Source organism: Stenotrophomonas sp. 10L48 (assembly GCF_056395105.1).
This window is the reverse complement of record NZ_JBFTIX010000013.1, coordinates 44,673-57,049: the sequence shown is the minus strand read 5'-3', so window position 1 is coordinate 57,049 and position 12,377 is coordinate 44,673. Positions and strand designations below refer to the sequence as shown.

11 protein-coding genes are annotated in these 12,377 nt (G+C 67.3%); all 11 read left to right on the top strand.

The features are described from left to right. Positions 1–7 precede the first annotated feature (7 nt). The 11 genes from AC1DCU_RS18505 (at position 8) to AC1DCU_RS18455 (ending at position 12,368) form a co-directional block, all read left to right on the top strand. Entirely contained in the window at positions 8–1,066 is a 1,059-nt protein-coding gene (locus tag AC1DCU_RS18505; protein ID WP_032951624.1) for a pilus assembly protein PilM, read from the top strand. Continuing rightward, positions 1,066–1,947 carry a PilN domain-containing protein gene (locus AC1DCU_RS18500; RefSeq protein WP_442251981.1) on the top strand — a complete coding sequence of 294 codons (882 nt, stop codon included), beginning with the start codon at positions 1,066–1,068 and terminating at the stop codon, positions 1,945–1,947. Before AC1DCU_RS18505 ends, AC1DCU_RS18500 begins: the two co-directional genes overlap by 1 nt. After that, positions 1,944–2,600 (top strand): type IV pilus inner membrane component PilO, encoded by a 657-nt coding sequence (locus tag AC1DCU_RS18495; RefSeq protein ID WP_025874231.1) that lies wholly within the window; start codon positions 1,944–1,946, stop codon positions 2,598–2,600. Before AC1DCU_RS18500 ends, AC1DCU_RS18495 begins: the two co-directional genes overlap by 4 nt. A 26-nt stretch (positions 2,601–2,626) precedes the next feature. Beyond that, complete coding sequence (locus tag AC1DCU_RS18490) at positions 2,627–3,133, top strand: pilus assembly protein PilP (RefSeq protein WP_051501657.1); 507 nt, start codon at positions 2,627–2,629, stop codon at positions 3,131–3,133. 21 nt (positions 3,134–3,154) lie between these two features. Continuing rightward, the gene (locus AC1DCU_RS18485) at positions 3,155–5,134 is read left to right on the top strand and encodes a type IV pilus secretin PilQ (protein WP_478014244.1); all 1,980 of its coding nucleotides are present in this window, start codon (positions 3,155–3,157) and stop codon (positions 5,132–5,134) included. A 177-nt stretch (positions 5,135–5,311) separates the two neighbouring features. Next, entirely contained in the window at positions 5,312–6,337 is a 1,026-nt protein-coding gene (locus AC1DCU_RS18480; RefSeq protein ID WP_032977204.1) for an AAA family ATPase, read from the top strand. A gap of 8 nt (positions 6,338–6,345) precedes the next feature. Next, positions 6,346–7,275 carry a DUF58 domain-containing protein gene (locus AC1DCU_RS18475; protein ID WP_442251983.1) on the top strand — a complete coding sequence of 310 codons (930 nt, stop codon included), beginning with the start codon at positions 6,346–6,348 and terminating at the stop codon, positions 7,273–7,275. Beyond that, complete coding sequence (locus AC1DCU_RS18470; protein ID WP_059064957.1) at positions 7,272–7,721, top strand: DUF4381 family protein; 450 nt, start codon at positions 7,272–7,274, stop codon at positions 7,719–7,721. Before AC1DCU_RS18475 ends, AC1DCU_RS18470 begins: the two co-directional genes overlap by 4 nt. Beyond that, entirely contained in the window at positions 7,718–8,722 is a 1,005-nt protein-coding gene (locus AC1DCU_RS18465; protein ID WP_059064955.1) for a vWA domain-containing protein, read from the top strand. The genes AC1DCU_RS18470 and AC1DCU_RS18465 overlap by 4 nt, the downstream gene beginning before the upstream one ends. Then, entirely contained in the window at positions 8,719–10,671 is a 1,953-nt protein-coding gene (locus AC1DCU_RS18460) for a tetratricopeptide repeat protein (protein ID WP_442251984.1), read from the top strand. The genes AC1DCU_RS18465 and AC1DCU_RS18460 overlap by 4 nt, the downstream gene beginning before the upstream one ends. Further along, positions 10,668–12,368, top strand: a complete 1,701-nt coding sequence (locus AC1DCU_RS18455) for a BatD family protein (protein WP_442251985.1) — start codon at positions 10,668–10,670, stop codon at positions 12,366–12,368. The genes AC1DCU_RS18460 and AC1DCU_RS18455 overlap by 4 nt, the downstream gene beginning before the upstream one ends. Positions 12,369–12,377 lie beyond the last annotated feature (9 nt).

The window sequence follows — 12,377 nt, the reverse complement described above, 5'->3', positions numbered from 1 at the left end:
AGAAACCGTGGGGCTCATCCCAAAAAGTCAGTCGCCGCTCATTGGCGTCGACATCAGTTCGACTGCGGTAAAGCTGTTGCAGCTTTCCCGCAGCGGCAACCGTTTCCGTGTGGAACATTATGCCGTGGAACCGCTGCCGCCGAATGCGGTGGTGGAGAAGAACATCGTCGAAGTGGAGGCCGTGGGAGAGGCCATCCGCCGGGCGATGAACCGTTCCGGCAGCAAGGCCAAGCTGGCCGCTGCGGCCGTGGCCGGTTCGGCGGTGATCACCAAGGTGATCCCGATGCCGGCCGACCTGGACGAGAACGACATGGAAGCCCAGATCGAGCTGGAAGCGGTCAACTACATTCCGTACCCGATCGAGGAAGTGAACCTGGACTTCGAGGTGATCGGGGCGATCCCGAACAACCCGGAAATGGTCCAGGTGCTGCTGGCGGCCTCGCGTTCGGAAAACGTCGAGCTGCGCCAGTCCGCACTGGAACTGGGCGGCCTGCAGGCCAAGGTGATGGACGTGGAGGCCTTCGCGGTCGAGAACGCCTTCGCCCTGGTGGCCAGCGAGCTGCCGGTGTCGGCCGAGGGCGTGGTTGCGCTGGTCGATATCGGCGCCACCATGACCACCCTCAACGTGCTGCGTGGTGGCCGTAGCCTGTACAGCCGCGAACAGGTGTTCGGCGGCAAGCAGCTGACCGACGAGATCATGCGCCGCTATGGCCTGAGCTACGAGGAAGCCGGTCTGGCCAAGCGCCAGGGCGGGCTGCCGGAAAGCTACGAGATGGAAGTGCTGGAACCGTTCAAGGAAGCCACGGTCCAGCAGATCAGCCGCCTGCTGCAGTTCTTCTACGCCGGCAGCGAGTTCAACCGCGTCGATCACATCGTGTTGGCTGGCGGCTGTGCTGCCCTTGCAGGCCTGCCGGAGATGGTCGAGGAACAGCTGGGCGTACCGACCGTGGTCGCCAACCCGCTGGCACAGATGACCCTGGGGCCGAAGGTGCAGGCGCACGCGCTGGCCCAGGATGCCCCCGCGCTGATGATCGCGACCGGTCTGGCGCTGAGGAGCTTTGACTGATGGCACGCATCAATCTATTGCCCTGGCGCGCCGAACGGCGCAAGCAGCGCCAGCGCGAGTTCGGCATCATGCTGGGCATGGCCGCCCTGGGTGGCCTGCTGCTGTCGCTGTTGATCTGGTTCTACTACGACATGCAGGTCAGCGGGCAGAATGACCGCAATGCTTACCTGCAGACCGAGATCGACAAGGTCAAGGAGCAGAACAAGGAAATCGACCGCCTCGACGAGCAGAAGAATCGACTGCTGGCCCGCAAGGCGGTGATCGAACAGCTGCAGGCCAAGCGTTCGCAGATGGTCCACCTGTTCGATGCGCTGGTCCGCACCATCCCCGATGGCGTGGTGCTCACCGCTCTGCAGCAGGAAGGCGACGTGCTGACCCTGGAGGGCCGCACCCAGTCCAACGCCCGTGTCTCGGCGTACATGCGCAATCTCGAAGTTTCCGGCTGGATGACCAATCCGGAGCTGGCGATCATCGAGGCGCGTGAGCCGGACAAGGACAAGGACGGGCGCGCGACCGGCCCGGTGGCTGACATCAAGGCATTGCCGTACGTGTTCAAGGTCAAGGTCAAGCTGCCTGCGCAGAGCGAGGAAGCAGGCGCCACGCCGGGCCTGAACCCGGATGGCAGTGTGGCCGGCACCACGCCGGCGGCACCGACGGTCGCACCGCTCAGCGCCGGGCCGGACGCCGCCGCACCGGCTGCTGCCGCACCGGCGTCGGGATCGACTCCGGCACCGGCAGCCGCGCCTGCAACTGCTCCGGCACAGGCCCCAGCACCGGCGGCAACGCCTGCGCCGGCCGCACCCGCACCCAAGCCTGAGGGCAGCCGCCTGGCGCAGCCTCCGCAGGCCTTCCACGCCCCGATGCAGGGGGATCGCGCATGAGCAAGAAAGTCGACATCAAGAACCTGGACTTCAACGACATCGGCAATTGGCCGAGGAACGCGAAGATCGTGTTCTGCTCGCTGATCGCTCTGGTGATCATGTTCGTGCTCTGGATGCTGCTGATCAGCGGCAAGCGCGAGGAGCTGGCGGGCCTGGAATCGCGGGAAACCGAGCTGCGTGCCGAGTTCACCAAGGAACAGGAACGCGCGGTCAATCTGGAGCCGTTGAAGCAGCAGCTGGCACAGATGGAGCAGGTGCTGCAGCAGATGCTGCGGCAGCTGCCCAGCAAGACCGAAATGCCGGACCTGATCATCGACATCTCGCAGACCGCGTTGTCCAGCGGCCTGGCCAACGAGCTGTTCGAGCCCGAACAGGAGCAGATCAAGGAGTTCTACGCCGAGAAGCCGATCAAGCTGCGGATGGTGGGCAGTTACCATCAGTTCGGCGCCTTCGTCAGCGGCGTGGCCTCGTTGCCGCGGGTGGTGATCCTGACCATGCACGACATCAACCTCAAGCCGAAGGACAAGACCGGCGGCAACATCCGCGCCGGTGCGCTGGAACTGTCAGGCACGGTCAAGACCTACCGTTACCTGGATGAGGCCGAGGTTGCCGAACAGCAGAAGGCTGAAGCGGGCAAGGAGGAAAAGAAGTGATCGGTTCCTTCATTGCACGTGGCGGGATGGTGCTGACGGTGCTGCTGCTGGCCGCCTGCGGCCGCGGCGTAAGCAGCACGCCGGGTGATGCACCCAATCTGGAAAAGTGGGTCGAGAGCGAGCGTGCGCGACCGGCGCAGCCGCTGGAGCCGCTGCCGGTGATGCAGCAGTTCGAGACCTTCGAATACTCCGCGCAGGGCATGCGCGATCCGTTTACCGATGCCTGGACCAACCCGCAGCAGGGGAATGGGGGACTGCGGCCAGATCCGAACCGGCGCAAGGAGCCGATGGAAGGCTTCCCGCTGGACGCGCTGGACATGGTCGGCACCATCGGAACAGGCGCCGGCACTGTGGCGCTGGTGATGGGGCCGGACAAGGTGACCTATCGGGTGCGTCCCGGTGGTTACCTGGGGCAGAGCGACGGGCGGGTCACCGCGGTCTTTGAAGACCGCGTGGAGCTGATCGAACTGGTGCCGGATGGCGCGGGTGGCTGGCTGGAACGTCCAGCAACGCTCGCGCTGGAAGATCAATGATCGTTTACTGGGGATAGCACGATGACCTTTCACCAAGCCAAGGGGCTGCGTCCCATCCGGCGCTCTACCTTGAACCGCATCAGCGCGCTGGGAGTCGCGTTGATGCTGGCCTGCGCTCCGGCGCTGGCCGCCGCACCGTCGGAAAAGCCGACCGGCACGGCGCTGGCCGCCACGCCGGCCGCTGCACCGGCAGGCCTGTCGGTCGCACGCATCGATTTCAAGCGTGGCGATGACGGCGCTGGCCGCCTGATCCTGCAGTTCGACGGCCAGGGCGCCATGCCCGACCTGCGCAGCCAGGGCAACAGCGTGGTTGTCGATGTCGGCAACGCACGCCTGCCGGCCAACCTGCAGAAGCCGATGAACGTCACCGACTTCGCCACCCCGGTGCAGCGCATCGACGCCAAGCCGTCCGGGGCCGGCACCCAGCTGGTGCTGAGCACGGGCGGTCCGGTCGAGTCGCTGGCCTACCAGAGTGGCAACGAGTATGTGGTGGAGATCAGCCCGCGGCAGGCCCAGGCCGCCGTTGGCGCAGTCACTGCCGGCAGCGTGACCCAGGCCGCCAAGGGCGTGCCGCAGCGCGGCTACGCCGGCAAGCCGGTGACCTTCAACTTCCAGGACGTGCCGGTGCGCACCGTGCTGCAGTTGATTRCCGAAGAGTCGAATCTGAACGTGGTGGCCTCCGACTCGGTGCAGGGCAATGTGACCCTGCGTCTGGTCAACGTGCCGTGGGACCAGGCGCTGGATATCGTGCTGCGTGCCAAGGGCCTGGACAAGCGTCGTGACGGCAGCGTGGTGTGGGTTGCGCCGCAGTCCGAGCTGGCCAAGTTCGAGCAGGAGAAGGAAGACGCGCGCATCGCGATCGAGAACCGCGAAGACCTGGTGACCGACTACGTCCAGATCAACTACCACAGCGCCACGCAGATCTTCAAAGCGCTGACCGAAGCCAAGGGAATCGGCGGTGGTGGTGGTGGTGGTGGCGGTGGCGGTGGCGGTGGTGGCAGTTCGCAGGAAGAAAGTGGCTTCCTCTCGGGACGCGGTCGCATCGTCGCCGACGAGCGCACCAACACGCTGATGATCAGCGACATTCCGAAGAAGATCGCGCGCATGCGCGAGTTGATCAGTGTCATCGACCGCCCGGTCGACCAGGTATTGATCGAAGCACGCATCGTCATCGCCACCGACACGTTCGCGCGCGAACTGGGTGCCAAGTTCGGCATCAGTGGCAGCCGTGACAACGTGTACTTCAGCGGCGACCTTGAGGCCAATCGGAAGACCCGCGAATCGCAGGTGGACACCGCCAGCACCAACGCCAAGGCTGAGCGCGATTGGATCGCCGGTGGCCGCGTGGGCCCGCCGCCGGTGTCGGTCGGTTCGGCCATCACCCGCGGCCTGAACTGGAACCTGCCGGTGGCAACGGCCAGCAATCCTGGTTCGCTGGCGCTGTCGATCCTCAATGCCGGCTATCTGCTTGACGTGGAATTGTCCGCCATGCAGGAAGAGTCGCGTGGTGAAGTGATTTCCAACCCGCGGGTGGTGACCACCAATCAGCGCGAAGCGCTGATCAAACAGGGCAAGGAAATCGGCTATGTCACCATCAGTGGCGGCGGCGCTGGCGGTGTAGCCACCCCGAACGTCCAGTTCAAGGAAGTGGTGCTGGAACTGAAGGTCACCCCGACCATCACCAACGACAACCGCGTGTTCCTCAACATGGCGGTGAAGAAGGACGAGGTCGATCAGCTGATCCAGCTGCAGGGCTACGGTACCGTGCCGTCCATCAACCGTCGCGAGGTCAATACCGCCGTGCTGGTGGAAGATGGCCAGACCGTGGTGATCGGTGGCGTGTATGAATTCACCGACCGCAACAGTGTCAGCAAGGTGCCGTTCCTGGGCGATGTGCCGTTCCTGGGCAATCTGTTCAAGAAGCGTGGTCGCAACAAGGACAAGGCCGAACTGCTGGTGTTCGTGACCCCGAAGGTCCTGCGCGTGGCCCGCCAGAACTGAGGCATCACATCTGTTGTATCCGACCGGGGCCGCCACGTGCGGCCCCGCGTCGTTTGCGCGGGAGGCCCGGTTGATCGGTCATGCGTGGAGGCTGTTCAGCCGTTCTTGATGCCAGCAGCCGGACGGCCTGCGATGATGTGGGGAACCCGAGCCATCCCGCGCCGGTCAAAGGCCCCCATGAACCTGCCTCCGCCGATGCCCGAATCCATTTCTCCGCCGCCTGCCCCCGTCACCTCGCGCCTGCATGCGGCCTTCAGCGATCTGCGCGATGCACTGTCGGCCGAGATCGTCGGCCAGGCGGCGCTGGTCGAACGCCTGCTCATTGCCTTGCTGGCCGATGGCCACCTGCTGGTGGAAGGTGCCCCGGGCCTGGCCAAGACCACGGCCATCCGGGCCTTGGCGGCGCGGCTGGAAGCAGACTTCGCGCGTGTGCAGTTCACCCCGGACCTGCTGCCTTCGGACCTGACCGGTACCGAGATCTGGCGCCCACAGGAAGGCCGTTTCGAATTCGTGCCGGGGCCGATCTTCCACCCGATCCTGCTGGCCGATGAAATCAACCGTGCGCCGGCCAAAGTGCAGTCCGCGCTGCTGGAAGCGATGGGCGAGCGCCAGGTCACCGTCGGTCGCCACACCTATGCGCTGCCGTCGCTGTTCCTGGTGATGGCCACGCAGAATCCGATCGAGCAGGAAGGCACCTTCCCGCTGCCGGAAGCGCAGCTGGATCGTTTCCTGATGCACGTACGCATTGGTTATCCGGACCAGGCGGCCGAGTCGGAGATTCTGCGGCTGGCCCGCGAGCGCGCCCGCGGCGCGCTTGGCGAGGCCGCAGCGACGCCGGAAAAACTGCCGATGCAGGATGTCTTCGATGCGCGCCGCGAGGTGCTGGAGCTCCACATGGCCCCCGCGCTGGAGCGCTATCTGATCGAGCTGGTACTGGCATCGCGTGATCCCTCGCGCTACGACGCCTCGTTGGCGCGCCGCATCGCGTGGGGCGCCAGCCCGCGTGGCTCCATCGCACTGGAGCGGTGCGCACGGGCGCGGGCGTGGTTGGCCGGGCGTGATTTCGTCACTCCCGACGACGTGCGTGCCGTGGCGGCCGATGTGCTGCGCCACCGGGTACTGCCCAGCTATGAAGCCATCGCCGAAGGCTGGGATGGTGAGCGCCTGGTGCAGGAACTGCTGGCCCGGGTACCGGCGCCCTGAGCGCGCGCATGACCGGCACGACCAACGGACCTGCTCCGGTTACCAGCGAAGGCGATGGCCTGCGACCGCAACTGGCCGAGCTGGTGGCATTGCGCCGCCTGGCACAGCGTCCGCCGCCGCCTCGTCGTGGGCGCGCGGGCAGCGCCGGGCAAGCGCCTTCGCCGCTGCGCGGACGCGGCATGGAATATGCAGAATCGCGCGAATACGTGGCGGGCGACGACGCGCGCCACATCGACTGGCGCGTCACCGCGCGCACCGGGCGCACGCACACCAAATTGTTCCAGGCAGAACGCGAACGGGTCACCCTGATCGTTGCCGATACTTCACCTGCGCTGTACTTCGGTACCCGCGTGCGCTTCAAGTCGGTGCAGGCAGCACGCGCTGGCGCGGTTGCGGCATGGTCCGCACAGCGCCGCGGCGACCGCATCGGTGCATTGCGCGGTAGTGATCGCGAGGCGCCGATCGCGCCGGCCGGCGGTGCCCGCGGCGTACTGCGCGTACTCGATGCACTCACGCGCTGGTACGCGCAGCCACCTGCCGATGACCTTGGCCTGGAACGCGCGCTGGACCATGCCGGTCGGGTGCTGCGCCCCGGCGCCCGGATGCTGGTACTGGCCGATCCGCAGCAGGCGATCCGGATTCCGCCGGCGCGCTGGAGCGCGTTGGCCCAGCACCATGACCTGAGTCTGCTGCTGCTGGTCGATCCGCTTGAGTTGCAGCCGCCAACGGCGCCCCTGCAGTTTCTCGCCGCGCAGAAGCGCATCGGCCTGGACCTGCGCCGCAGCGACGTGCAGGCGCACTGGCAGGCGCATTTCGTTGAACCCCTGCAGCAGCTGCGCAGCCAGCTTGCCGCGCGTCGCGTCGATGTGCAGGTGCTGTCCACCGATGCGGCAAGCGATGCCTGGCTGGCGCCGGCACCGACGGAGGTGCCGGCATGAGTGCCTCCCTGCCACTGCGCGACGTGCAGTTGCCGCCCTCGCCAGCGTGGTGGCCCCCCGCACCTGGCTGGCTGATGCTGATCGCATTGGTTCTGCTGTTGCTGGCCATCGTTGCTGCGGTGGCATGGCGTCGTCGTCGCCGCCGCCAGCAGTGGATGCGCGTGTTCGATAGGGAGATTGCGGCAGTGAACGGCGCGCCGTCGGAACTGGCAGCCATCGCCAGCCTGCTGCGGCGTGCGGCGCGTCAGGCACGCCCCGGTAGCGAAGCCCTGCGCGATGACGCGTGGTGGCAGTACGTCGATCCCAAGGACACCCTGTCGCTCGCGCAGCGCAACCTGCTGGCCGAGGGGGCGTATCGTCCAAGCGTGGATGCCGCTGCCGTGGCCGACGTGCGCGCGTGGGCGCGGGCACGCTACCTGGCGTTGCTGCAGGAGCGCCGCCGATGAGCGCGCTTGCAGCTTACTGGCCGTGGCCGGATCTGCAGCTGGCCTGGCCGCTGGCACTGCTGGCACTGCCGTTGCCGATCCTGATGCTGGCATGGAAGCGGCGGGCCGATCCGGGCGCTGCGTTGCGCGTGCCCTACGCCGCTGCCGAACTGGAAGCACTGGCTGGCGGCGGTCGTGTCGGCGTTTCCTGGCTGCGCAGCGGCTTGCTGTGGCTGGGCTGGCTGGCGCTGTGCCTGGCGATGGCGCGACCACAGCAACTGGGTGAGGCGATCACCCCGCCGCAGGAGGGCCGGCAGATGATGCTGGCGATGGACGTGTCCGGCAGCATGAGCGAGCCGGACATGGTGCTCGGTGCGCAGGCGGTGGAGCGCTTGACCGCAGCCAAGGCGGTGCTGGCCGATTTCCTGGACCGTCGTGCCGGCGATCGCGTCGGCCTGCTGGTGTTCGGTGATCGTGCCTACACACTTACACCGTTGACTGCGGATCTGTCCAGCGTGCGCGATCAACTGCGCGACAGCGTGGTTGGCCTTGCCGGGCGCGAGACGGCCATTGGTGACGCCATCGCGCTGGCGGTCAAACGCCTGCGCAATCAGCCCGAAGGGCAGCGTGTACTGATCCTGCTGACCGACGGCGTCAGCAACGCCGGTGTGCTGGAACCCCTGCGCGCAGCCGAGCTGGCACGTGCCGAAGGGGTGCGCGTGCACACCGTGGCGTTTGGCAGCGACGGTAGTGCGCGGTTCTTCGGCATTCCCGTGGCCGCCGACCGCGATCCGGTGGATGAGGCAACGCTGCGCAGGATCGCCGAGATGACCGGCGGCCGCTTCTTCCGTGCGCGTGACACCGACCAGCTGGCTGGCATCTATGCCGAACTGGACAGGCTGGAGCCAATCGCAGCGAAGGGACCGGCACTGCGTCCGCGCAACGAGCGCTATGCATGGCCACTGGCCGTCGCCTTGCTGCTGGGCGCATTGGCGTGGGCCTGGCCGGAACGTCGCCGATGAACGCCACTTTCCTGAAGATGCCCGACTGGAGCGCGTTCGAGTGGAGCACGTTCGATTGGAGCGCGCTGCATTTCCTGCGCCCGGATTGGTTGTGGATGCTGGCGGCACTGCCGTTGATCGTCGCGGTGGCCATCTACCGGCAACGGCGCAGCGACGCGTGGCGGCAGGCGGTCGACGCCCATCTGCTGTCGCAGCTCCTGGCGGGCGAGGGCAAGCGACGCACGCGCCTGCCATGGGCATTGCTGCTGGGCTGGACCCTGGCGGCACTGGCGATGGCTGGCCCCAGCTGGAGGCAGCAGGCGCAGCCGATCTATCAGGCCAGTGCGCCGTTGGTGGTGGTGCTGGATCTCTCCAGCCGTATCACCGCGACCGACCTGCCACCCTCGCGCCTGCTGCAGGCGCGGGCAAAGATCGGTGCTCTGCTGCGCGCCCGTCAAGGCGGACAGGTGGGTCTGGTGGTGTATGCCGAAGATGCCTATACCGTGGCGCCGTTGACCGACGACGCTGCCAACGTGGCGCTGTACCTGGACGCGCTGTCGCCGGAGGTGATGCCGCGTGATGGACAGCGCGCCGACCGTGGCATCGACTGGGCGGTCAGGTTGCTGCGGCAGACCGGTGCCCTGCGCGGCCAGATCCTCCTGGTCAGCGACCAGGCTGACAGCGAAGCGGCGCTTGCCGCAGCGCAGGCGCGTGGCCTCGGCCTGCAGGTGTCGGTGCTGGGCCTGGGCACACCATCCGGCGCCGCTTATCGCGATGGTCAAGGCCAGATCGCACAGGCCGCGCTGGATGAAACCAGCCTGCGCGCCGTCGCCACCGCAGGTGGCGGGCGTTACCAGCGCATCGCCAGCGATGATCGCGACCTGAAGGCATTGGACGTACTTGATGCCAGCGACGGCGGTGCGTTGCAGCGGCCCGGGCAGGCCCGGCAGTGGCAGGACGAAGGCTATTGGTTGTTGCCGCCGGTGATGCTGCTGGCACTGCTGGCGTTCCGTCGCCGCGCGGTGCTGGCGGCGGTGCTGGCCGTGGGTCTTCTGCCCTTGAGCGGGCAGTTGCAGGCACAGCCGCGCGCGCCCATGGCTGCGCCGACAGCGGGCACGATGTGGGAACGAGCCGACCAGCGTGAGCATGCACGCCTGGCCGAGGGTGTGCAGGCGTACCGTCAAGGTGATTTCGCCACTGCCCGCAAGCAGTTCGAAGGCATCGACAGCGATGCGGGCTGGTACAACCTCGGCAACGTGCTTGCCCGCCAGGGCGACTACGACGGTGCCATCGCCGCCTACGACAAGGCCTTGGCGCGCCACCCGCAGATGGCCGACGCCGTCGCCAACCGTGCGGTGGTCGACGCCGCGCGCAAGCGCAAGTCGTCGTCGAACAACAGCCAGGGGCAGGGTAAGGGGCAGCAGAAGCCGCAGCAGGGACAGCAGCAGAACCAGCAGGGCCAGCAAGGCCAACAAGGCCAACAAGGTCAGCAAGGTCAGCAGAATCAGCAGCAGGGCCAGCAAGGCCAGCAAGGTCAGCAGAATCAGCAGAATCAGCAGAATCAGCAGAATCAGCAGAATCAGCAGAATCAGCAGAATCAGCAGAATCAGCAGCAGGGCCAGCAAGGCCAACAAGGCCAGCAGGAACCGCAGGGCCAGAAGGGCCAGCAGAACCCGGCATCTGCAGGTTCCGGCCAGCAGGGGGCGAAGCAGGAGCCGCAGGCAGCCGACGCGCAGGCCCAGGCGCAGGCCGATGCCCAGCAGCGCCAGCGCATGCAGCAGGCCCTGCAGCAGGCGCGCGCCGGCGAAGCCGGCAAGGCAGCAGTGCGCGGCGATGGCGGTACACCGCAACAGCGCGAGGAGCAGCAGGCCGTGGAGGCGTGGATGCGGCGTGTGCCGGATGATCCGGGGGCACTGCTGCGGGCCAAGTTCCAGTTGGAAAACGAACGTAGAAAGAGGGAAGGGCGATGACAGGCATGGCGAGCAGGCAAATCCGGTGGCCTCTGCCTGTGCTGGCGATGCTGCTGCTGTGGCTGCCGATGGTGGCCATGGCGCAGACGCGCGCCTGGCTGGAGCAGGACAGCATCGCCGCCGGTGATGCGGTCACCCTGCACATCGAGACCGACCAGGGCGCGCCAGACTATGCACCGTTGAATGCCGATTTCGTGCTCAGTGCGCAGAGCAGCAACCGCCAGGTGCAGTGGAGCAATGGCGGCGTCCAGCAGCGCAACCTCTATACGGTTGCGTTGACGCCGCGCCGCACCGGTACGCTGCAGGTGCCTTCATTACAGGTAGGCGCAGCACGCACGGTGCCCTTGGTGCTGCAGGTAAGTGATGCCGTGGTGGCCACCCCGCAGAGCAATGCCACCGCCTTCATCGAAACCGAGGTGGATGACCCGACGCCCTACGTGCAGCAGAGCGTGGGCGTGGTGGTCAGGCTGTACTTCGCCTCGCAGCTGGCGTCGGGCGAACTGGTGCTCGACACACCCAGTGGCGCTTCGCTGCAGCGGGTGGGGGAGGATCGCAGCGACGTGCGCCAGGTCAACGGCCGTCGCTACAACGTGGTCGAACGTCGCTTCCTGCTGATCCCCGAGCGCAGCGGGGCGTTGCGCCTGCCGGGCGCGCGCTTCACCGGCCGCAGTGCAGGTGGATTCTTCGATGACTTCTTCGGGAGCGGTGGCGATGGCCGCATGAATGCCGTCGGTGCCGAACGCACGCTGCAGGTGCAGGCGCAACCGGCTCAGGCCGTGCAGCCGTGGCTGCCCCTGCACAGCCTGCAATTGCGCTACACCGCTGCACCCAGCAGTGCGCGCACGGGCGAAGCGGCCACCGTGATGGTCGAAGCGATCGCCAACGGCGCTACCCGGGCCCAGTTCACCGATCTGCCCGTGCCCGACCTCGGCGACGCCGCACAGGTGTTCGCCGAACCTGCCCAGTACGAGGAGACCTTCAACGGCAGCACGCCACGCCTGAAGATCACCCGTCGCTACTCGATCGTGCCGCGGCAGGTTGGATCCCTGCGCGTGCCGGGGCCGCGCGTGGCCTGGTGGAACGTGGACAGTGGCAGTGCCCAGCAGGCCAGCCTGCCGGATCTGGAACTGGCCGTGGCCGCAGGCCGGGCCGGCGCGCCGGCGGCACAACCGATCGATACCGATGCCGCGTTGCCGGGAGACGCCGCACCCGCCGCTGCATCCTCTCTTGCACCCACCGCAGCAGGTCCCCGGCCGTGGCCGTGGATGGCGGCCGCCGCAGGCCTGGCGCTGCTATGGCTGTTGACCCTGGCATGGGGATGGCGACGTGGCCGCCGTGCCGTCGTCCACACCCGTCCGGTTCCCCGGCCAGGAGCCAGTGCCCCTGCAACGTCCTCGCGTGCCAGCGTGGCCGAGTTGCGCCGGGCGATCGATGGCGAGGGCTTTGACCAGGTAGAGGCGCTGCTGTGTTCGATGGCCGGCGTGGAACGCCTGGAACAGGTGATCGAGCGCCTGGCCGATCCGGCCCAGCGGCAGACTCTGCAGGCGTTGCAGCAGGCGCGCTGGGGTGGGATGGGGGATGTCAGCGCGTTGCGGGCCCGCCTGCGCGAAAGCTTCCGTGACGGACCGCACTGGTCGGCCGCCGCCGGCGCCGTCGACACTGGGCTGCCGCCGCTGTATCCACCGCGGCAACCCTGAACCGGCGCG